Origin of the sequence: Ensifer sp. ENS06 (assembly GCF_014852205.1) — a bacterium.
Lineage (GTDB): Bacteria > Pseudomonadota > Alphaproteobacteria > Rhizobiales > Rhizobiaceae > Ensifer > Ensifer adhaerens.
Map to the genome: position 1 here is coordinate 222,907 of NZ_JACVBC010000001.1, position 20,243 is coordinate 243,149.

A 20,243-nucleotide genomic window follows, 5' to 3' on the forward strand; every position below is an offset into this window, starting at 1 on the left:
GTGCGGTAAAAGAGGCAATGGCCTCTTTCTTCGACAGCGATTCTCCGAGCAACCTCACCGAATATTCGGTGTCCGAGCTTTCGGGCTCGATCAAGCGAACGGTCGAACAGGCCTTCGACCAGGTGCGCGTGCGCGGCGAAATCTCCGGCTATCGGGGCCCTCATTCGTCGGGCCACGCCTATTTCGCGCTCAAGGACGATCGGGCGCGCATCGATGCAGTCATCTGGAAGGGTACCTTCTCGCGCCTGCGCTTCCGTCCGGAAGAGGGTATGGAGGTGATCGCGACCGGCAAGGTCACGACCTTCCCGGGCTCTTCGAAGTATCAGATCGTCATCGAGACGATGGAACCGGCCGGCGCCGGCGCACTGATGGCGCTGCTCGAAGAGCGCAAGCGCAAGCTCGCCGCCGAAGGGCTGTTCGACGCCAATCGCAAGCGGCAGCTGCCCTATATGCCCAAGGTGATCGGTGTCGTGACGTCGCCGACCGGTGCCGTCATCCGCGACATCCTGCACCGCATCGCCGACCGCTTTCCCGTCCATGTCGTCGTCTGGCCGGTTCGCGTGCAGGGCGATGGCTCGGGTGACGAGGTTGCAGCGGCGATCCGCGGATTCAACGCGATCGAGCCCGGCGGGCCGATTGCGCGGCCGGATGTCCTGATCGTCGCGCGTGGCGGCGGCAGCCTCGAAGACCTCTGGGGCTTCAACGATGAGGCCGTCGTGCGCGCTGCCGCCGCCTCCGGGATCCCGCTGATTTCGGCCGTCGGCCACGAGACGGACTGGACGCTGATCGACTATGCCGCCGACCAGCGCGCGCCGACGCCGACGGGTGCAGCGGAAATGGCGGTGCCGGTCAGGGCCGATCTCGAAGCCGGTCTCTCCGGCCTGTCGGCACGCCTCAAGTCGGCTGTCGGACGCCAGATGGACAATCGCCGCCAGGCGGTGCGGTCTCTGGCGCGGGCGCTGCCGTCGCTCGACCAGTTGCTGGCGCTGCCGCGCCGCCGTTTCGACGAGGCTGCGCTCGGGCTCGGGCGCGGCCTCACGATGAACACGGCCAACAAGCGCCGTCAGTTCGAACGCGTGTCTGCCGAGCTGCGTGCCGATCTTCTCAAGGGCAAGCTTTCCGAGCGTCGCCAGCGCCTGGTCGATGCCATGAACAAGGCCGACCGCATCGTCGAGCGGCAGGTACATCGCGGCGAGGCGCGGGTTTCCGCGGCCGACGCTGCGCTGCGCGCCTTGCCCTCGCGCCTCATCGGCCAGATCCATCGGGCATCCGATCGCGTCGCCGGGCTTGCTGCCCGGTCCGATGCGGCCGTGCGCGCCGACGTGCGACGCCTGCGCAGCGTCATCGTCGCCCAGGATCGCATCCTGCAGTCGCTTTCCTATCGCAACGTCCTGCAGCGCGGTTTTGCGCTGGTGCGCGATGCCGAAGGCGGGCCGGTGCGCCAGGCTTCGTCCGTCTCGGTCGGCATGACGCTCAGCCTGGAATTTGCCGACGGTCGCGTGTCGGCGATTGCCGGCGACGGGGAGGGCGAGCCAGGTTCTCCGCCGACGACGCCCCGCAAGAAGCAGCCGAAGCCCGCAGACCCGGCGGGAGAGCCGCCGAAACAGGGCAACCTGTTCTAGCGCGTCATCCCGCTGTCATGCCGACGACGTAGCGCCAGCGTTCGCAAGAGAGTGACGGAGCCCGGCATGGTCGAGCGAGCCAAGATTATCTTCATCCACGGCGCTTCCAGCAGCGGGAAATCGACGCTGGCGCGGGCGGTCCAGGCGCAGATCGGCGCGCCGTTCTGGCATGTTTCGATCGACCATCTTCGCGATTCGGGGACGGTGCCGATGGAACGGTTCCGCCGCGGCGATTTTCGTTGGAAGGAACACCGGGCGCGCTTCTTCGACGGTTTTCACCGCTCGCTGGTCGCCTATGCGTCAGCCGGCAACAATCTCCTGCTGGAGCACATTCTCGAAGAGCCCGGCTGGGCGTCTGAGCTCGCGGTGATGCTTCAGCCGTTCGATGTGTTTTTTGTCGCGCTTCACTGTGAACTCGACGAACTGGTCCGGCGCGAACGGCTTCGCGCCGACCGGCCGATCGGCAGCGCCGCAGATGATTTTCACCGCATTCACGTCGGACAGTGTTACGATCTGGAGCTTGGTCCGGGACAGGCCGCCGATGACGCCGCCGCGCAATTGATTTCCGCCTGGTCAGTGCGCCGCTCGCCCTCCGTCTTCGACACACTGGCGCTGGAAGCCCGGGCAGGATCGGGCAAATCCCCGTTCTGAAGAAGGCGGCTGCTGGCGGTCTAGGGAGCGAGCGTGTCGGCTCGCATGACTGCCTCCTCGGCGCGGCCTGACGGTCGCGAAAAACGGCATTGTATTCGGTTGATTTTTAAGCTCATTTTCCCGGCGACGGATCTTGATTCCAGATCGATATGTTAGGAACACCGCATGCGCATTCTGCTCGTGCTTGCCCACCCGCTCGAAGACAGTTTTGCCGCGAACGTGGCGCGTGAAGCGCGCGCCGCCTTGGAGGCGAGGGGACATTCGGTCGACTTGCTCGATCTCTATCGCGAGGATTTCGATCCGCGCCTCAGCGTCGCCGAGCGCGGCAGTTACTTCACCGACACCTATGATCGGTCAGGCGCGGCAGATTGGATCGGCCGGCTGCAGGCGGCCGATGGGCTGGTGCTCGTCTTCCCGCAATGGTGGTTCAATTTTCCGGCGATTCTGAAGGGCTTCTTCGATCGCGTCTTTGCGCCGGGCATCGCCTTCGACAACGACCCGGCCGGCGGCCGCATCATCCCGCGGCTCCACAATATCAAGCTCTTCTGGGCGCTGACGACGACCGGCTCGCCCTGGTGGGTGGTGCATCTCTACATGGGTAATCCGGTGAAGCGGCTTTTGAAGCGCGGCATCGCCGCCTTCTGCGCCAAGGGACTGAACTTCCGCATGCTCGCGCTGCACGACATGGACCGGGCGACCGACGCCAAGCGCAAGGCGCATCTGGAGCGTGTCCGTCGGCTTGCCTCCAGTTTGTGATCGCGGCTACTCGAAGGTCGCGAGATATTTGCGCAGCAGTGCGTTGAGCACTACGCGTTCCTCGGGCGACAGCGCGGAAACGACGCGATGCTGGTTTGCCACATGCGCGGTCGCGGCCTCGTCGACACGGCGCAAGCCCTCGTCCGTCAAGGCGATGATCACCCCCCGCCTGTCCTCGGGATTGGCGATCCGTTCGACGAGCCCGGCCTTTTCAAGCTGGTCGATGCGGTTGGTCATGGTGCCGGAGCTGACCATGGTCGTATCCAGAAGGTCTCCGGGCGAAAGCCGATAGGGCGGTCCGGACCGACGAAGCGTCGCGAGCACGTCGAAGCTCGACGCATTCAATCCGCGCTCGGAAAACGACTTGTCGATTTCCCGGGCGATATGTGTCGAAACCCGCGAGAGCCGGCCAAGCAGGCCCATGGCCGAAACATCGAGGTCCGGCCGCTCCCGGTGCCATTGGGCCAAAATCCTGTCGACGCGATCCATCAAAACCTCCATGCATTTATCTCAGCATAGAGTATCTTGACTTAGAGATAAACCGCGCTATCCTCATTTTATCTTGACATAGAGATTCTTGAGGTAAAGATATGAGTTCGAACCGCACCGTCGACCTTGCCTTGACCGCGCTGGCACCGGCCATCTGGGGCAGCACCTATCTCGTCACCACAGAGTTCCTGCCGTCTGGCTACCCGTTGACGGTTGCCATGCTGCGGGCGCTGCCGGCGGGGTTGCTCCTGCTCCTGATTGTGCGGCGCCTGCCGGACGGTATCTGGTGGCCGCGGACCTTCGTGCTCGGCGCGCTCAACTTCTCCTTCTTCTGGGCCATGCTGTTCGTTTCCGCTTACAGGCTGCCAGGCGGCGTCGCCGCAACCGTCGGTGCCGTTCAGCCGCTGATCGTCATCCTGTTGTCGCGCGTCTTCCTGGGCTCGCCGATCCGCCTGCTCAGCGTGGCTGCCGGCCTTGCGGGCATTGCCGGCGTCGCCCTGCTGGTGCTGACGCCGGGCGCCGCGCTCGATCCGCTCGGGGTGCTCGCTGGTCTCGCCGGAGCCGTCTCCATGGCCTTCGGCACGGTGCTGAGCCGCCACTGGGCGCCGCCGGTTCCGCCGCTCACCTTCACTGCCTGGCAATTGGCGGCCGGTGGCCTCATGCTCGTGCCGGTGGCGCTGTTCTTCGAGCCGTCGCTGCCGCCGCTGACCACCGCCAACGTCCTCGGTCTCGCCTATCTCGGTCTGGTCGGCGCCGCCTTCACCTATCTGCTCTGGTTCCGCGGCCTGTCGCGCCTCGAACCTTCTGCCGTCTCGCCGCTCGGTTTCCTGAGCCCGGTCGTTGCCATCCTGCTCGGCTGGGGCGTGCTCGGCGAGCAACTGACGCCGGTGCAGGCGCTCGGCATCCTCGTCGTCTTCATCAGCGTCTGGCTCAGCCAGCGCGCGCAACTCGCCCCCAAGGTGCGAGCGGCGCGCGCCTGAAAGCAGGGCTTGCAACCACAGCGCATGCGCTTCACATTGCCGGCAACGTCAATCCTCAAAGAAGCGCACGCCCTGATGACCGAGCATCTGACGCCAGCGCACTATTCCGATCTCCTCCGTTTCGCGAGGCGGCAAAGCCGCCGTGCGGCCGAAGCGGAGGATTTGCTGCATGAGGCGCTGATCGTCGCGCTCAAGGCAGGGCGTTTTCCAACCGGCGGCGATCGCGCCTGGTTCTGCGGTGTTCTCCGCAAGCTCGCAGCGATGCAGGCGCGCACCGCTGCTCGCCGTTTGCGCCGCGAGCTGCAAGCGGACGTTCCCGAAGTGGAAGAGCGGCGCTCTGGCGATCCGCTGGCGTTCGCCGTCACGCTTTCCCCGAGCCTCAGGATCGTGATGCTGCTGGCGATCGGCGGCCACAATCGCCTCGAAATCCGTCATCTCCTCGGCATTTCCGATGAAGCGCTGCGCCAGCGCATCCTGATGCTGCGCCGGGCCTGGCGCGATGCCGGCCATGTCGAGATCAATCTGGAACTGACCGGACTTCGCTATCCGCTCGAAAGCGGCCGTATTCGTCAGGCCCTCCTGCCGGTCACCCGCGGCGGCCGCGCCGCCTTTGCCAGCCACGATCCGGACGGCCATCTCTTCGCGATCAATTTTTCGCCGCGCGCGTCTCACGAAACGGCAACCGGCGGCAACAAGCCGGCGTAACAAACACAAGGGAAGCAACCAATGTTGTCGAAACCACGTATCGGGGCCATCTGCTACTTCGTCTCGGATCTCACCCGCACGGAAGCCTTCTACCGTGATGTTCTGGGTCTCAACGTCCAGCGCATGGAGGACGACGAAGCCGGTTCCTGGCTGATGGCGAAGATAGAAGACGAGGTCGAGTTGATCTTCTTCGTCGTGGAGAGCAAGCCGGGCAACACACCGATCGTTGTGTTCGATCTCGCCGAAGGCGGCATCGACGATGTGGTCGCGGGCCTCGCTGAAAAGGGAACCACCATCGTCACGCCGGTGAGCCATGCGCCCGGCGGCTGGTCGGCAGAATTCGCCGATCCCGATGGCCACGTGCTGTCCCTTTACCAATCGGCGGAGATGCCGCGTCTGAAGCGGGCTGCCAACGGCTGAAGGGGCGTTTCCCCAATAGAAAAGGCCGCCGCATGTGTTGCGGCGGCCACAAGCCTTTCAGGTCGGACGAGACCGGGGAGGGGCCGTGATCAGGCCCATTCACCCTTTCGCATGACCGGGACGCGGCTACCATCGGCGCGCACGCCGTCGATGTCGACCTGGCCCGAACCGATCATCCAGTCGATGTGGATCAGGCTGGAATTGCCGCCCTGGGCGCGGATCTGTTCCGGCGTCAGCTTGGTGTCGTCGACGAAACAGCCGGAATAGCACTGGCCGAGCGCGATGTGGCACGAGGCGTTTTCATCAAACAGCGTGTTGTAGAACAGGATGCCGCTTGCCGAGATCGGCGAGGAATGCGGCACCAGAGCCACTTCGCCGAGCCGGCGCGCGCCCTCGTCGGTGTCTAGCACCTTGTTCAGTACTTCCTCGCCGCGCGATGCCTTGGCTTCGACGATCCGGCCGCCCTCGAAACGCACCTGGATGTTGTCGATCAGCGTGCCCTGGTGCGACAGCGGCTTGGTCGAGGAGACATGGCCTTCGACGCGCAGCGCATGCGGCGTCGTGAACACTTCCTCGGTCGGGATGTTCGGGTTGCAGGTGACGCCGTTCTTGGCCTCCGATGCGCCGCCGCACCAGAGATGGCCATCGGCAAGCCCGACGGTCAGATCGGTGCCCGGGCCGGTAAAGTGCAACGCGGCAAAGCGCTCGCCGTTCAGCCAGGCCGAGCGCCGGGCGAGGTTGGCGTTGTGCTCCTTCCAGGCGGCCACCGGATCGGCGACATCGACGCGCGAGGCGGCGAAGATGGCGTTGGCGAGCTTCTCGACGGCAACCTCTTCCGGGTCGTTCGGGAAGACGAGCTTCGCCCAGGACGGGTTCGGGTATGAAACGATGTTCCAGTTGATGTCGAAGTTCGAGATCTTTTCGAGCGCCGGCTTATATGCAATGGAATTTGCCTTGTTGGCCCGCGCCACCTTGGCCGGATCCTGCGCCGAAAGCATCATCGGGTTGTCGCCGGAGATCGCAAGCCGCGCTGCACCACCGGCGAAAGCTTCGGCCATGCCCTTGAACAGCCAGTCGCTTGCCCGGTCGAAGCTCTCGTTCGGTGCATAGGCATAACGCGAAAGCGTCGTGTCCTCGTCCGAATAGAGCGTCGTCACGAGGCCGGCACCGGCCTTGTAGGCGTGCTTGGTGATCAGGCGAACAAGCGGCATCGCCGCGACCGGCGCAGTCATGACAAGGTCCTGACCGCGCTGAAGCTGCAGGCCGACCTGGATCGCGACTTCCGCGAGCTTGTCGAGTTTCACCGGGTCGATCGGATCGGGCGTATTGGCGGGAAAGGTCATGATCTACCTGTCTTTCTGAAATCGGAAGAAGAAGACTTAGAGCGCTTTGCGGCGAAAATGAAGGCTGAGCCCGGGAGGTTTCGTGCAATCAGCGCGCGCCGAGGGCCGCACGCACTCGCTCGACATTGCTCCTGTGCACAGCCTCATAAGGCGCGAAATAGAGGATCGCGCCGGAGGCGATATCCTCGGCGGCGAATTCCTTGAGTGTGCCGATGGCAGAACCGGTCGCGATCGCGCGGGTCAGCCGCTCGAGATAGCCGCGATTGGCATCGATCAGTTTCGGTCCGTAGCCGCCGCTGGCGATGCGTTCGCGATCGCCATGGGCGGGTAGAATCCGAGCAATCTGCCATTGCCGCAGGCGCTTGAGTTCCGCGATGTGCGTCGCCGTCTGCTCAGCCTCGCTGATGAAGGTCGTCGTATCCTCAAGCGTATCGCCCGCCAGCAGCAACTTCTCCTCGGGCAGCCAGATCACGTTGCCATCGGCGCTATGGATGGCGAAGTGATGCAGTTCGACCCGGCGTGCGCCGACGGTCAGTGCAAGCGTCTCGTCGAACAGGCGGTTCGGCATCACGAGGGGCTGGATCGGCGGCGTCGCCGTTTCGATCTTCTCGCGGTTTTCTTCAAGTTTCGCTGCCGTCAGCTTGAGGGCGATGATCTCGCAATCGGCAAAGACCGCATTTCCGGCCACATGGTCCTTATGCCAATGGCTGAGCACGACGCGGATCGCGGTGACGCCAAGGCTTTCGAGATGGTTGCGGATCGCCCGAGCGTGATCGAGCGAGATATGCGTGTCGTAGACCAGCGCTTGCGTGCCGTCGACGATGGCATAGGAGGCGACGCCGAGTTCGTAGGCGCCGTCATCGAGCCAGTTCGCCGCCTGCGAATAGAGCCGCACTCCGGCAACGCGCCCGTCATAGTAGGCATAGACGCCGGGATAGGGCTTAAGAACCGTAAGGGTCGAGATCATGTCGGTCACAAGGCGCTCCTCCAGCATGGCTTGCGCCCTGTCATAGAGCAGGCGCGCGCCAAACTGAAGGACGGCGTGATCTCGCGCTCTTCGCTATGCCTGTCCGGCGCGCAGCAGATAAGCGTCGTGCTCCCTGAGGAAGGTCATCAGCCGCTCACCGTAATCCGGCGTCACGGCCGCCTTGACGCTCGGCCGCTCGGCGAGCGCCTTGCGCCAGGCGCCGACACGATCGAGTCCGTCGAAAATGCCGTGATCTGCAAGCGTGTCGAAGAGATCGAAGTAACGGAAGATCGGTGCGAAGACCGCATCGACGAGCGAAAATTGTGTACCGGCAAAGTAGGGACCTTCGCCAAGTGCCGCTTCCACGGTCGCAAGTTTGCCGACCACCGCCTGGCGTTTCTGTTCGTAGGTTTCCCGGTCCTTCGCAGTCTCGAAGCCCCAGAGATCCGAAAGGATCGACGAGCCGAATTCCATCCAGCCGCGATGACGGGCGCGCTCCAGCGCATCTTCGGGGTGAAGCTTCGGGCCGGCTTGGCTTTCCTCGACATATTCGGCGATGACGGAGCTTTCAAACAGTACCGTTTCGCCGCTCTGCTGCGGCACCTGCAACAGCGGCACCTTGCCGAGCGGCGAGATTTTCAGGAACCAGTCGGGCTTGGCCTTGAGGTCGATATAGGTCCGCTCGAAGCGAACGCCTTTTTCGTCGAGCGCGATCGAGGCACGCTGCACATAGGGGCAGAGATGGTGGCTGACGAGGGTAAGCATGGCAATCTCCCGGTTGAGGTAAAGTAGATGCATATGCATGTATGTGGGCTTGCTTCGACTTTCAAGATGGATGTAATTGCATCTATGAGCAAAGAGACGAAAATCGACGAGAAGGGCCCTGGCCCCGAAACGACCGCGGCCTGGATCTGCCTGATGCGCGCACGGGAATGCGTGCTTGCTCGGATCGAGGCCGATTTCAAGGGGGCCAGCCTGCCACCGCTTGGCTGGTACGACGTGTTGTGGGAACTGGTTCAGGCCGAAGACGGCCGGCTGCGGCCCTTCGAGATCGAGGCGCGCACCTTGCTCGCGCAGTATAACTTGTCGCGCCTGATCGATCGCCTGGTCAAAGAGGGGTTGGTCCGTCGCGAAGCCTTCGACGCCGACGGTCGCGGCCAATGGGTTGTCGTCACCGAGGCCGGAAGGGCGCTGCGCGCGCGCATGTGGCAGACTTATGGGCCTTCGATAGAGGCCCATGTCGGCGCCCGGCTGACAGAAGCGGAGGCGCGGCAGCTCACGGGGCTGCTGGCGAAGCTCAGGTAGAGCACGTCAGTTCTCAAACAGGGTACCGGCGAACGATCGGGTAGCGCCTTCCAGGCAAGTTACCCCTCACCTCAGCGCTCTTCCTGCAAGGGGGAGAGGGGGCGTGCTGGCGTGCTGTTCGTAGCGCCGCCGACCGGAGCCGTCACAGGAGAGGGAGGTCGTCGTTGCTGAGACGAACGGGTGCCATGTGTCTCCTTCGCCCCGCTTGCGGGGAGAAGGTGGCCGGCAGGCCGGATGAGGGACCCCGACGGAACGAGCGTCAATCTAGGACGCCGTCGTCGCCTAGCTGCTCAGCCCGAACGACTTCTCGAGGGCTTCCCAGGTCTCGTCCATGGCGAAGGTGCCGGAGAGATAGGGAATGGCCACGTGTCCATAGAGCGGCGAAAGCTGCCACTCGGCCGTTTCCTCGTCGACCCCTGCGATCTGCTGCAGGTAGATCGTCGAGACGAGGCCGGTGCGGTCGGCGCCGGCCTTGCAGTGGATCAGAAGCGGCTTTGGCGCGTCCCTGAGGATCGCCATCAGCGCGTCGGTTTCCTTGCGGTCGATCTCGGCCGAAGCGGACATGGGGAAGTTGATGAGCCGGATACCGTTGCGCTCGGCGGCGGCAACCTCTTCGCGATACCAGCGCTCGTCCGGCTTTTCGCCGCGCAGGTTGAGAATGGTGCGGATGCCGTAGGCCTTGGAATAGGCGGCGATCGCCTCCGGCGTCGGCTGTGCCGAACGGTAGACCTCACCGGCCACGAGCGTATGGAAATTGCCGGTCCACTGAAGACCGACGAGGTAGATGACCAGGGCCGCGACGAGCGCAGCCGTGCCGACGGCGAGGCGCTTCAAAAGACGCTTCGCGCTGGGAAATCTTGAAAATGCCATGTGAGAGACCCGACGCCGTTCGAAGGCGGGCGTGCATGCAAAAATTGCACATTTCGTCCCCGCATCAGCGGCTCGTATAAGGCATCTGTGATATTTTGATGGCAGCGCCTCAGGCGATGAGCGGTGCGGCGATCGCCTTTAGCGTGGCCTGGGCGTCGCGGGGTGCAAGCCGCACCTGCAGACCGCGCTGTCCGCCATTGATGTAGACCAGCACTTCGGCAAGTGCGGCCTCCTCGATTGCCGTCGGCACCTGTTTTTTCTGGCCGAACGGGCTGATGCCGCCGACATGGTAACCGGTCAGCCGCTCGGCATCCGCCGGCTTCATCATCGCCGCCGACTTGCCGCCGAAGGCGGCGGCGAGCTTCTTCATGCTGACCTCACGATCGGAGGGAACGACGCAGCAGACCGGCTTGCCGTCGACTTCAGCCATCAGCGTCTTCAGCACCCGGCTCGGATCCTCGTCGAGCGCCTCGGCCGCCTGCAGGCCGACGCGCTCCGCATTGGGATCATAGTCATAGGCATGCACGCTGAAGGTGACGCCGGCCTTCGAAAGCATCTGCGTGGCGCGCGTGGTCTTCGACATCGTCGTCGCTCCAAATGGGGGTCAGGCTTTGGCGAGCACGGCCTCGTAGAGGTCCGGCTTGAAGCCGATCAGCAGATTGCCGTCCGCTTCGAGCACCGGACGCTTGATCATCGAGGGCTGGGCGAGCATCAGCGCAATCGCCTTCTGTTCGTCGAGGCCCTGCCTGTCGGCCTCGTCGAGCTTGCGGAAAGTCGTGCCGGCGCGGTTCAGCACCGTTTCCCATCCGGCCTCCTTGCACCAGCGCTCGAGATGCGGGCGGTCGATGGCCTCGGCCTTATAGTCGTGGAAGCGATAGGCGATGCCCCGGCCGTCGAGCCAAGTGCGGGCCTTCTTCATCGTGTCGCAGTTCTTGATGCCGTAAATCGTAACCGTCATTCCCATGCTCCAGCCGCAGCGAGCAATTCCCGAACGGCCGCGCCTCTGGGAATCGCGCAATTTCAAAGCGTGGCAGGAGTGATAGCCGCCCGATGCGCGGGAGGGAAGACCGAGACCTTGCGTCAGGTCACGCCGGCGTAGCGTCCCGGCTTGTGATTGATCGCCAGCGTCATGTTGACGACAGCGGCCCCGATCACCGAGAGCACCAGGTTCGATGGCGGCAACACGAAGAAGGCGGCAGCCAGAATGGTGAGATCGACCGCCAGCTGGAAATAGCCGGCACGGATGCCGAACCTTTCCTGGAGATAGATCGCGACGATGTTGATGCCGCCAAGCCCGGTGCGATGGCGAAAGAGGATCAACAGGCCCATGCCCATCAGCCCGCCGCCGACGACCGCCGCATAGATCGGGTCAAGCCGGGCGATCTCCACCCAGCCGGCCGTCAGCCGAGAAAACAGCGAGACGAGGCTGACGGCGATGAAGGTGCGCAGCGCAAACATCCAGCCGAGCCGTTTGACCGCCAGGACGTAGAAGGGCAGGTTGACGAGCGAAAAGACCAGCCAGAACTCGGCGCCGGTCGCATATTGCAGAAGCAGTGCCAGGCCCGACGTGCTGCCCGTGAGCAGCATCGCCTTGCTGTAGATGATGATGCCGAGCGACATGATCAGCGTGCCCGTCAGGATCGCCAGCGCATCCTCGTACAGGCGATGGCGTTCAGTCGGGGTTTCTGTCGCGTCGATGCTGTGCTCGGCCATCATGGTCCTCAGAGGTTCTTGAAGTTGGCGATGACGCCGTCGACTTCCGCCGTCTTCAGGCCGGCAATGTTGATGCGGCCGGAACCGGGCATGTAGATGCCGTGCTCGTTCCGAAGTCGCATGACGTCGGCCTCGGCAAGCGGAAGCAGCGAGAACATGCCTTCCTGGCTGGCGACGGCGCCGAGCGCCTGCCAGCGATCGCGCAAGCCTTCGGCGAGCGCGCGGCGGATGTTGGTGATGCGCAGCCGCATGGTTTCGAGTTCTGCTTGCCAGTCACGCTTGAGCTCGGCGTCGGAAAGGATCATCCGCACGATTGCAGCACCGTGATCCGGCGGCATCGAGTAGCTGGTGCGGGCAAGGCCGGCGAGGTTGGAGCGGACCGTATCGGCCGAAGACGACGAGGCCGTCACCGCGAAGATCGCGCCGGCGCGCTCGCGATAGAGCCCGAAGGACTTGGAGCAGGAAACGGCAACCAGCGCTTCCGGAACGACGCCGATCAGGTGGCGGAGACCGGCGACATCCTCGTCGAGACCGCGGCCGAAGCCCTGGTAGGCAAGGTCGACGAGCGGCAGCAGGCCGCGCTCGGCGATGACGGCGGCAAGCTCCATCCACTGCGCTCGCGTGATGACGCCGCCCGTCGGGTTGTGGCAGCTCGCATGCAGCAGCACGGCGTCGCCGGCGGCAGCGCTCTGGAGCGCCGTCATCATGTTTTCGAAGAGCACGCTCTGCGTCGGCACGTCGAAGAACGGGTAACCGGCGGGCTCAAGGCCAGCGGTCTTGAAGATGCTGGCATGGTTTGGCCAGCTCGGCAGCCCGATCCAGATGCGCTTGCCGCCCATCTGGTGGATGAGGTCGGCCGCGAGCCGGAGAGCGCCGGAACCGCCCGGCGTCTGCACGCCGGCGATATGGCTGCGATCGATGGTATCGCCACCGACCAGCGTCCAGAGATGATCGATAAAGACGAGATCGCCCTCGGGGCCGACATAGGACTTGCTGTCCTGCGTTTCGAGCAGACGCTTCTCCGCTGCCTTGACGGCGCGAAAGATCGGGGTGTGGCCGGTTTCGTCGCGGTAGACGCCGACGCCGAGATCGACCTTTCCGGGGCGCTCGTCCTTGCGGTAAAGCCCGATCAGGGCCAGCAACGGATCATCGGGTTGGCGGATCAGAGCGTCGAACATGCCGGAAATTCCCCCTTGAGTGGCAGCGATGCGTTATCGGTCGAAAAAGCCTGCCGGCCGCCGTTCCTCCGGCTGCCCTGCGGCTTTCTTCTTAAGTCAGTGCAAGCGCAAAATCGATGCGATATTTGCCACGGAGACAATATCGACAGCGTGCTATTTGCGCAAAATTCTGCAATTCATTTGCTGATTTGCGTGCTGCGGCATACTTCCTGAAGCCGAAATCGAAGCGTTGGGGGCGATGATGGTTGAGAAGATGGCGGTGGAACTGGATCAGATCGACCGGCGGATCATCCGCCTTCTGGTGGAGGATGCATCGCTCAGCAACAACGCGCTTGCGGCGAGAGTCGGGCTCTCGCCGGCGCCGCTGTCGCGCCGCCTTGCCCGGCTCTATGCGGCCGGCGTCATCCGCCAGACGGTGGTCGTCGATCCGAAGGCAGCCGGCATCGGCTTCCAGGCCTTCGTCGAGGTGACGCTGGAGCGCACCGCAAGCAAGGTCGGCCAGCGCTTCATCGAGCTGGTGTCGCGCATGCCGGAGGTGGTGGAATGCCACACGGTCGCCGGCGATTTCGATTTTCTTCTGAAGATCGCGGTGCGCGACGTCGCGGATTACAAACGCCTGCTCTGGAGCGAATTCGAGCAGATCGCCGAGATCAAGACGTTGCGCTCGACCATTCTGCTCGACAGCCCAAAGATGACGGCCGCCACGGGGGCGTGACGGCCGCTTGAACATTCAATCCCAGGCCCTAGGCTTCAAGCGACCCGGGTTTGCGCCCGGCGCTCGACGGCGCAGCGCAGGCGATCTTCATCAAGTCCGAGCGCCGGCGTGCAAGGCGGGTCGAGACGCGGGTGACAATCAGCCCGTCTTGGGGCGCGCGCACCTCGAGGGCGCCGTCCGCCTGGCCGGGGCGCGTAAGGATCGTTGCGAGCAGATCGCCTGCCTTCACGCTCTCGCCGATATCCCGGTGGAACAGGATGGCGCCGGCCTCAGGGGCCCGGATCATCTCGATGTTGTCGAGCGGTGCGATGATGCCAGCGAAGGGTGCAATCGTTTCTTCGTCACCGGTAATGACGCCGCGGACGACGAGGAAGCGGAAGACCCCTTCGGCATCCTTGCGAGCAAGCTCCGGATAGACGTCGCGCGTGCCGCGAAGCTCGACCGTCACCGAGAGGCGTCCCGGCAGGCGTGTCTTCTTCTGCCCGGTTTCGTATTTCCAGGCATAGGCGACAGCCTCCTCGAAGGCGGAGCTTTCGCCGTCCGAAAGGAAGACCGCCTCCATATCGAGCGCCGAGGCGAGGTCGCCCGCTTCCGGCCAGAAGGCGTCGTCGATATAGGCGTATTGCAGCGCCTCGTCGTCGCAATGAAGATCGAGCATCAGGTCGGCGCCGAGCGCCATATGCAGCAGCTGCCGTTTCAGCCGATCCGTCGCCGAGTAGCGGTCGAGATCGTCGATCAGCCGGTCACGGTCGCCAAGCGTGATCAGCGGAAAATCACGGTTGAAGTTCGTGCGTGAGCCGAGGTCGAAGCGGCCCTGCAACTCGCCGAAATGCGACTGCGCGGTGCCGATCGGGTTTGCCTGGGGCACGACGGTGATGTCGCCGAGGATGGCGCCGTCCTTCTCCGCCTGCTGCAGCCGCTGCAGCAGGAAATGGGCAAGTGCGGTGCCCGGCAGTTCGTTGGCGTGCAGCGCCGCCTGGATGTAGGTCTTCGGTGCAGCGGCCGTTCTGCCCTTGAAACGGAAAACCGGCAGGCGCCATTCGATACCGGGCGTATCGCCGGCGATGATGATTTCGGAAACGTCCATGGGCTCCTCCCGTATCGTTCGTTGGTCGCGCTTATCGGCATTCCCAAGGCGCTCCGCAAGTCGCTAAGAACTAGGGTGCGGTTTCGGGTTGCGCCGACGTCGCTCTGGCTTTGACATGATCGGCAGGCCTATTGTTCCGTGAAGCATCCAGCACAGGTGGGAGACAGCAAGATGATCCTGATCGGCCAATATGACTCCCCCTTCGTGCGACGCGTGGGCATCGCGCTCAGCCTTTACGACATCCCGTTCGAACACCGTCCCTGGTCGTCCTTCGGCAATGCCGACGAGCTTCGGGCCTACAATCCGCTGACGCGCGTGCCGACGCTGGTGCTGGACGATGGGACGGTGCTTACCGACAGCCATATCATTCTCGATTATCTCGACAGTCTCGTTTCCGACGACCGGGTCCTGTTCCCGCGAACGGAACCGGCGCGCCATCGGGTGCTGAGAATCGCGACGCTTGCCACGGGCCTCGGCGACAAGGCCGTCAGCCTGTTCTACGAGAAGCGGTTGCACGGGGCGGTCTCGGCACTCTGGGTCGACCGCTGCCGCCGCCAGATCGAAGAGACGCTTCAAGTGCTCGAAACGAGCCGCGCGCAAAGCACGGGCGCCTATTGGTTCGGCGAGCGCATCGGCCATGTGGATATCGCCGTTGCGGCCGTGTTGCGCTTCCTCAAGGAGGTGCATCCCGACCTGGTCGCGATGGGGCGCTATCCGCGTCTGCAGGCGCATGCGGACATGCTTGAAGCGCTTCCGGTGTTCCAGACGATCAGCCAGCCCTTCATTCCGCCCGCGTAAGGGGGGGCTCCCCGTCGGAGCCGGGCTGGCACATCACCAAGGTGTACGGCTACCTTCCGCCTGGACTTCAGCGCGACGGCAATAGCGACCAGCGGGCGAGGATCTTCGTAGAGCCCGCCCCCTTGCGGGCATGGATCAGAACGAGTTCGCGCGCCACCCAGGAGACCGGTTCGGAAACGCGGAGATCCGGCGCGACCCGATCGTTCCGGTAGAGCGTCATATGGGGGATTGCCATGAGCGGGCGTTTGAGCGCCTCGATCTGCCGGACCAGCGCGCTGAAGCCCGGCGCGGCGTCGCGCGTCGTCAGGGCGCGCGGCCGGTCGCGGCCATTGCCGTTGCTGACCAACCTGTCGAGGCGGATCTCGACCGCTGGCACGTCGACGCGGTCACCCTGCCGCAGCGCATCCGCAACCGCGAAGTCGGGCAAGCCGCGGCCCTGCCAGCGCTTGTCGACAGAGACGTGCAGGCGATCGGGCCGATAGATGAAGCCATCCGCCATCTGGTCGGCGAAATCCCTTTCGGCAATCGCCAGTGCCTTCGTGGCAGCCGGCTCGTCCGGAAGTAGCGCGAAGTATAGGATGTCGATTGCCGGCGCTGGCTGGGGACAGCCGAGATCGAATGCGAATTGGTTCGACGACATGGTACCCTCCGCCGCCCGGGTCGCGCGCCACGACATGTGGTCTCGACCGGAGATGGGGATGCCGGCTGACAATGCCAAGGACATCCGGCGGGGAATGGAAGACTTCACCGTTGGCCGAGGCTGTTGCTTCGCTACTCCGTCGGCATCCGGCCAAATTTCTGCAAATTCGGATCGAGACGGTCCCAGGCAAGGCCGCGCACGGCGTAGGTCACCGCTTGCGGTCTGTAACGGCTGGGATCGTCGAGGCTTGCAGCGCGAACGCTGAAGAACTCCGGCATGGCTGAGAAGGTCATGTAGACCGGAGAGCCGCAACTGGGGCAGAAGCCGCGCGTCTTCACATGGCCGCTGTCGGCGACCATGTCCCAATGCGAGGCCTGACCTTCGAGCTTCACGCCCTCGCGGCGGAACGTCATATGCGATCCGTGCCCGGTCCCGCTTTCGTGCTGGCAATCACGGCACTGGCAGTCGTTGGAGAAGACCGGTTCTCCTGAGATCTCGTAGCGGATCGCGCCGCAGGCGCATCCGCCGATATAGGACTTGCTCATACATTCGCTCCAGTCTCGGGCACGGCAAAGCCTTTCGCGTGGCTGCGAGGGCGACGCCGACCAATCACTTTGCCTGTTTCGGGGGGGGGGCCGGATCGCTATGGCGACCCGGCTTGGGCTTCAATGCTGTTCGTCGGTAATGGTGCCGAGCCGCGACAGGACCTTCGGCCAGCCATTGCTCATGTTGGCATAGGCGCTGTCGTTCTTCGGCGTGACGAAGCCGGAATGAACGAGCCGGAGGCGGGTGCCGTTGTCGACCTTCGTCAGCGTCCAGGTGACGACCGTATCGAGACGCGAGCCATAGCCGCTGTTGCCTTCGTCGCCACCTTTCCAGGAGTAGACGAAACGCTCATGCGGGCGCACCTCCAGCACCTGGCAACGGATGGTCCCGTCCCATGCGCCGGCGGGCGTCGTCCGGAAGGTGAAATGGGTGCCTTCCACCGGTTGGAAGCCGGTCGGCGGCATGATCCATCGGCCCATCAATTCGCCGTTGGTCAGCGTCCTCCAGATCGTCTCGGGCGTATGCGGAAAGACCTCGTCGACGACGATATCCTGGGTCTCGAGTTTCAAGGCTGCTGCGTCGGTCATGGATCGATCTCCTTGAGAAGGGTGCGCAGATTGGCGAAGCGGTCACGCCAGAAGGTACCGTAGTGGCTCATCCAGTCGACGAGCGGCGCCAGGCCCTCGGGCTCGGCGCGGTAATAGACGTTGCGGCCCTCCGGGCGCTCGGCGACGAGACCCGCCTGTTTCAGCGACTTGAGGTGCTGCGAAATCGCGCCCTGCGTCACGCCGCTGCCGCGCGTCAGTTCAACGACGGTGATCTCGTCGGCATTGGCGATGCGCTCGAACACGGCGCGCCTGGTCGGATCGGCAAGGGCGCGCATGACGGCGGTGATGGGAGCGGCTTCGATCATCATGGATAAATAAATAGCAGGTACTAATTGATTAGTCAATGCTATTGATTTGAATGCTGCTGCAGAACGAAAAGGCACGCTCGAGGCGTGCCTTCAGTCGCTTTGATCCCCCGAGGACATAGCCTCAATGCGGGCTCGCCGTCGGGCGCACGATAATCTCGCTGACGTCGACATCGTCGGGCTGTCCGATGGCGTAGGCGATCGACGACGCGATGGCGTCAGGACTGATGCAGACGGCCCGCCATTCCTTCATGGTTTCTCGTGCGGTCAAATCGCTGATCGTATCGGCGAGTTCGGAGGTCGTCGTTCCGGGCGAGATGACGGTAACGCGGATGCGGTCGGTCTCCTGCCTCAGGCCGTCCGAGATCGCCCGGACGGCGAACTTGGTGGCGCAATAGACGGCGGCCGTCGGTGACACGGAATGGCCGCCGATCGAGGAGATGTTGATGATCTGCCCGTCCCCTTGCGCGCTCATGATCGGCAGGGCCGCGGCGATACCGTAGAGCACACCCTTGATATTCACGTCGACCATGCGATCCCACTCGTCGACCTTGAGCGCTGCCAGCGGCGACAGCGGCATCACGCCGGCATTGTTGACGATGACATCGAGGCGGCCGAATTCGGCCTGGGCAAAGCGGGCGAAGGCGGCGACGTCGCCGCGGTCGGTAACGTCGAGCACGCGAAAGCGGACCTCGCCGCCGGCGCCGGCGATTTCGCCGGCGATGCGTTCCAGCCGGTCGGACCGGCGTGCGCCAATCACGACCTTGGCTCCGGCAGCCGCCAGCAGCTTCGCAGCGGCTTCGCCGATGCCGCTGCTTGCGCCGGTCACGGCCACGACTTTCCCGTGAACATTTTCCATGGATATGCCCTTTCGAAAGGTGCGTTTCTGTTTGAGTCCGGCTCGGGCGTTGGGCCTGAGCGCCGGTGAGACAGAAGATAGAAAGGGCGATCCGTTCGATCGAGGTGCCGATCGAGCATGGGGCGGTCAGAAATTCTAACCAAAGATCTGGCGGCAACAGGGCCGGCAATGGCGTCCACCAGGATCTTCCGGATTGTCTTCGAGACAAGCAAAAGGGCGAAGTGTCGCGCTTCGCCCTTTTGCCTTCGTTGCCGGTTGATATCGCTTATTCGCTCGCCTGCGCTGCCTGCTCGATCAGCTTGGCGACCGCTTCCGGCTTCGAGACGTAGATGGCGTGGCTGCCGGATGTTTCGACCACGGTGGAGCCGGCGCGTTTTGCCATCTGGCGCTGGGCGGCCGGCGGGATCATGTGGTCGTCGGTCGCGACCAGATAGAAGCTCGGCTTCTCCTTCCAGGCCGGAGCGGTGACGGCGCCGGCTGCCGCTTCGACCCCCCACGGGACCTGGGAGTCGGCCATGAAGGCGGCAATCTCAGGATCGACATCGGCCGCGAAGGCGGCGGCGAACTTTTCCTTGTCGAGCGAGAGGAAACCATCGACCGGCGGCAGGATCGGCGGAACGGGCGCGCCGGCCGGCGGGTTGGCGATGAGCGAGGAAACGGACTCGCCCTTATCCGGCGCGAAGGCGGCGATGTAGACGACAGACTTCACCTTCTCATCGGTGCCGGCTTCCGAAACGACCACGCCGCCATAGGAGTGGCCGACGAGCACGATCGGGCCGTCTTGAGCGGCGATCGCACGCTTGGTGGCCGCGACATCGCCGGCAAGCGTCAGGGTCGGGTTCTGCACGATGGTGACGTTATAGCCGTCCTTCTTCAGGATGTTGTAGACGCCCTGCCAGCCGGAGCCGTCGGCAAAGGCGCCGTGAACGAGCACGACATTCTTGGTGGCGGGGGCGGCCTGGGCCGCCGTCAGCGCGCTTGCGGAGAGGGCGAAAGCGGCGGCGGTGATGAGGGACTTGAGCATTTCGGGTCTCCTTCGTTGAGTTGTTTTGCGCGACATTCATTATCGCGATAATCATCGTATACGGCGACTCCGGTTTCTTGTAAAGATATTAATTATCGCGATATCTATTTTCGCGGAAGAAGCCGCAAAGCGCCGCAAGGAGGTTGGAATGCCTGAAGAACCGACAACGCTGCCGCTCGACAGCCAGCTCTGTTTTTCGATCTACTCGGCGTCGATCGCCATCAACCGCGTCTACAAGCCGATGCTCGATGCGCTCGGTGTGACCTACACGCAGTATCTCGTCCTGAGCACGCTTTGGGAGAGGGATGGGTTGACGATCTCGGCGATTGCCGATCGGCTGGGTCTGGAATCGAGCACGATCACGCCGGCTGTGAAGCGGCTCGAAGCTGCCGGCTTCCTGGGTCGGCATCGCAGCGTCACCGACGAGCGGCAGGTCGAGGTCCACCTCACCGCGAAAGGGCGCGGCCTCCACGTGAAGACCGGCTGCCTGACCGATGCGCTTCTGGAAAACTCCGGCTTCACGGTGCCGGAAATGATCGATTTGAACGAGCGGGTGCGGAAACTCCGCGATGGCATGCGCGACGCGGTGAAGTAGCGCTGCACCCGGGCCGCGACTGTGCCGGGAAGCAAAAAGGGCGCGCCGAAGCACGCCCTTTAACATT

Annotated in this window: 26 protein-coding genes; 10 read left to right on the top strand and 16 right to left on the bottom strand. The window is 63.9% G+C overall.

Annotation, left to right across the window (positions count from 1 at the left end):
• The first annotated feature begins 17 nt into the window (after window positions 1-17).
• The 3 genes from xseA (at window position 18) to IB279_RS01155 (ending at window position 3,029) form a co-directional block, all read left to right on the top strand.
• Complete coding sequence (xseA, locus tag IB279_RS01145; RefSeq protein WP_113186940.1) at window positions 18-1,622, top strand: exodeoxyribonuclease VII large subunit; 1,605 nt, start codon at window positions 18-20, stop codon at window positions 1,620-1,622.
• A 66-nt stretch (window positions 1,623-1,688) separates the two neighbouring features.
• Window positions 1,689-2,273 (top strand): chloramphenicol phosphotransferase CPT family protein, encoded by a 585-nt coding sequence (locus IB279_RS01150; protein WP_113186870.1) that lies wholly within the window; start codon window positions 1,689-1,691, stop codon window positions 2,271-2,273.
• A gap of 165 nt (window positions 2,274-2,438) precedes the next feature.
• Window positions 2,439-3,029, top strand: a complete 591-nt coding sequence (locus IB279_RS01155) for an NAD(P)H-dependent oxidoreductase (protein WP_090296288.1) — start codon at window positions 2,439-2,441, stop codon at window positions 3,027-3,029.
• 6 nt (window positions 3,030-3,035) lie between these two features.
• Here the strand turns inward: IB279_RS01155 and IB279_RS01160 are convergent, their stop codons facing one another.
• Window positions 3,036-3,530, bottom strand: coding sequence for a MarR family winged helix-turn-helix transcriptional regulator (locus IB279_RS01160; protein ID WP_112976947.1), 495 nt, complete (start codon window positions 3,528-3,530; stop codon window positions 3,036-3,038).
• Between the two features lie 89 nt (window positions 3,531-3,619).
• On the opposite strand from IB279_RS01160, the gene IB279_RS01165 reads away from it, so the two are divergent.
• From IB279_RS01165 to IB279_RS01175, 3 genes are all read left to right on the top strand, one after another.
• Complete coding sequence (locus tag IB279_RS01165) at window positions 3,620-4,498, top strand: EamA family transporter (protein WP_113186869.1); 879 nt, start codon at window positions 3,620-3,622, stop codon at window positions 4,496-4,498.
• 75 nt (window positions 4,499-4,573) lie between these two features.
• Window positions 4,574-5,203, top strand: coding sequence for an RNA polymerase sigma factor (locus IB279_RS01170; protein WP_060580684.1), 630 nt, complete (start codon window positions 4,574-4,576; stop codon window positions 5,201-5,203).
• A gap of 21 nt (window positions 5,204-5,224) precedes the next feature.
• Window positions 5,225-5,623 (top strand): VOC family protein, encoded by a 399-nt coding sequence (locus tag IB279_RS01175; protein WP_034804610.1) that lies wholly within the window; start codon window positions 5,225-5,227, stop codon window positions 5,621-5,623.
• Between the two features lie 89 nt (window positions 5,624-5,712).
• Here the strand turns inward: IB279_RS01175 and IB279_RS01180 are convergent, their stop codons facing one another.
• From IB279_RS01180 to IB279_RS01190, 3 genes are all read right to left on the bottom strand, one after another.
• Entirely contained in the window at window positions 5,713-6,966 is a 1,254-nt protein-coding gene (locus IB279_RS01180; RefSeq protein WP_060519620.1) for an aminopeptidase, read from the bottom strand.
• Between the two features lie 88 nt (window positions 6,967-7,054).
• On the bottom strand, window positions 7,055-7,933 hold the full coding sequence (locus tag IB279_RS01185) for an MBL fold metallo-hydrolase (RefSeq protein WP_246801863.1): 879 nt from the start codon (window positions 7,931-7,933) through the stop codon (window positions 7,055-7,057).
• A 93-nt stretch (window positions 7,934-8,026) separates the two neighbouring features.
• Window positions 8,027-8,698: a glutathione S-transferase family protein gene (locus tag IB279_RS01190; protein ID WP_246801837.1), complete on the bottom strand. Its 672-nt coding sequence runs from the start codon at window positions 8,696-8,698 to the stop codon at window positions 8,027-8,029.
• An 84-nt stretch (window positions 8,699-8,782) separates the two neighbouring features.
• On the opposite strand from IB279_RS01190, the gene IB279_RS01195 reads away from it, so the two are divergent.
• On the top strand, window positions 8,783-9,238 hold the full coding sequence (locus tag IB279_RS01195; RefSeq protein WP_246801838.1) for a MarR family winged helix-turn-helix transcriptional regulator: 456 nt from the start codon (window positions 8,783-8,785) through the stop codon (window positions 9,236-9,238).
• Between the two features lie 282 nt (window positions 9,239-9,520).
• On the opposite strand, the gene IB279_RS01200 is transcribed toward IB279_RS01195, so the two are convergent.
• The 5 genes from IB279_RS01200 to tatA all read right to left on the bottom strand — a co-directional run bounded on the left by IB279_RS01200 (window position 9,521) and on the right by tatA (window position 12,999).
• Window positions 9,521-10,108, bottom strand: a complete 588-nt coding sequence (locus IB279_RS01200) for a dual specificity protein phosphatase family protein (RefSeq protein ID WP_113186867.1) — start codon at window positions 10,106-10,108, stop codon at window positions 9,521-9,523.
• Window positions 10,109-10,217: 109 nt separating this feature from the next.
• The gene (gene ybaK / locus IB279_RS01205) at window positions 10,218-10,691 is read right to left on the bottom strand and encodes a Cys-tRNA(Pro) deacylase (protein ID WP_113186866.1); all 474 of its coding nucleotides are present in this window, start codon (window positions 10,689-10,691) and stop codon (window positions 10,218-10,220) included.
• Between the two features lie 21 nt (window positions 10,692-10,712).
• Window positions 10,713-11,066, bottom strand: a complete 354-nt coding sequence (locus IB279_RS01210; protein WP_034804565.1) for an ArsC family reductase — start codon at window positions 11,064-11,066, stop codon at window positions 10,713-10,715.
• A gap of 122 nt (window positions 11,067-11,188) precedes the next feature.
• Complete coding sequence (locus IB279_RS01215) at window positions 11,189-11,821, bottom strand: YitT family protein (RefSeq protein ID WP_089043143.1); 633 nt, start codon at window positions 11,819-11,821, stop codon at window positions 11,189-11,191.
• 8 nt (window positions 11,822-11,829) lie between these two features.
• A complete protein-coding gene (gene tatA / locus IB279_RS01220) occupies window positions 11,830-12,999 on the bottom strand; it encodes a tyrosine aminotransferase (RefSeq protein ID WP_113186865.1) in 1,170 nt (389 codons plus the stop codon).
• A gap of 241 nt (window positions 13,000-13,240) precedes the next feature.
• Between tatA and IB279_RS01225 the strand changes: the two genes are divergently transcribed.
• Window positions 13,241-13,714 (top strand): Lrp/AsnC family transcriptional regulator, encoded by a 474-nt coding sequence (locus IB279_RS01225; RefSeq protein ID WP_089043352.1) that lies wholly within the window; start codon window positions 13,241-13,243, stop codon window positions 13,712-13,714.
• Between the two features lie 28 nt (window positions 13,715-13,742).
• On the opposite strand, the gene IB279_RS01230 is transcribed toward IB279_RS01225, so the two are convergent.
• Entirely contained in the window at window positions 13,743-14,801 is a 1,059-nt protein-coding gene (locus IB279_RS01230) for a succinylglutamate desuccinylase/aspartoacylase family protein (RefSeq protein WP_113186864.1), read from the bottom strand.
• A 171-nt stretch (window positions 14,802-14,972) separates the two neighbouring features.
• Here IB279_RS01230 and IB279_RS01235 point away from each other — a divergent pair, with 171 nt between their 5' ends.
• Entirely contained in the window at window positions 14,973-15,599 is a 627-nt protein-coding gene (locus IB279_RS01235) for a glutathione S-transferase family protein (protein WP_034804548.1), read from the top strand.
• Between the two features lie 67 nt (window positions 15,600-15,666).
• On the opposite strand, the gene IB279_RS01240 is transcribed toward IB279_RS01235, so the two are convergent.
• The 6 genes from IB279_RS01240 to IB279_RS01265 all read right to left on the bottom strand — a co-directional run bounded on the left by IB279_RS01240 (window position 15,667) and on the right by IB279_RS01265 (window position 19,581).
• Window positions 15,667-16,239, bottom strand: a complete 573-nt coding sequence (locus IB279_RS01240) for a 2'-5' RNA ligase family protein (RefSeq protein WP_089043147.1) — start codon at window positions 16,237-16,239, stop codon at window positions 15,667-15,669.
• A gap of 131 nt (window positions 16,240-16,370) precedes the next feature.
• Window positions 16,371-16,784 (bottom strand): GFA family protein, encoded by a 414-nt coding sequence (locus IB279_RS01245; protein WP_034804542.1) that lies wholly within the window; start codon window positions 16,782-16,784, stop codon window positions 16,371-16,373.
• A gap of 120 nt (window positions 16,785-16,904) precedes the next feature.
• Window positions 16,905-17,372 carry an SRPBCC domain-containing protein gene (locus tag IB279_RS01250; RefSeq protein WP_034804539.1) on the bottom strand — a complete coding sequence of 156 codons (468 nt, stop codon included), beginning with the start codon at window positions 17,370-17,372 and terminating at the stop codon, window positions 16,905-16,907.
• The gene (locus IB279_RS01255) at window positions 17,369-17,698 is read right to left on the bottom strand and encodes a helix-turn-helix transcriptional regulator (protein ID WP_060580687.1); all 330 of its coding nucleotides are present in this window, start codon (window positions 17,696-17,698) and stop codon (window positions 17,369-17,371) included. Before IB279_RS01255 ends, IB279_RS01250 begins: the two co-directional genes overlap by 4 nt.
• A gap of 124 nt (window positions 17,699-17,822) precedes the next feature.
• Window positions 17,823-18,557, bottom strand: coding sequence for an SDR family oxidoreductase (locus tag IB279_RS01260; RefSeq protein WP_060580615.1), 735 nt, complete (start codon window positions 18,555-18,557; stop codon window positions 17,823-17,825).
• 265 nt (window positions 18,558-18,822) lie between these two features.
• Window positions 18,823-19,581, bottom strand: coding sequence for an alpha/beta hydrolase (locus IB279_RS01265; protein ID WP_113186861.1), 759 nt, complete (start codon window positions 19,579-19,581; stop codon window positions 18,823-18,825).
• A 148-nt stretch (window positions 19,582-19,729) separates the two neighbouring features.
• On the opposite strand from IB279_RS01265, the gene IB279_RS01270 reads away from it, so the two are divergent.
• Complete coding sequence (locus IB279_RS01270) at window positions 19,730-20,176, top strand: MarR family winged helix-turn-helix transcriptional regulator (RefSeq protein WP_060608412.1); 447 nt, start codon at window positions 19,730-19,732, stop codon at window positions 20,174-20,176.
• The last annotated feature ends 67 nt before the right edge of the window (window positions 20,177-20,243 follow it).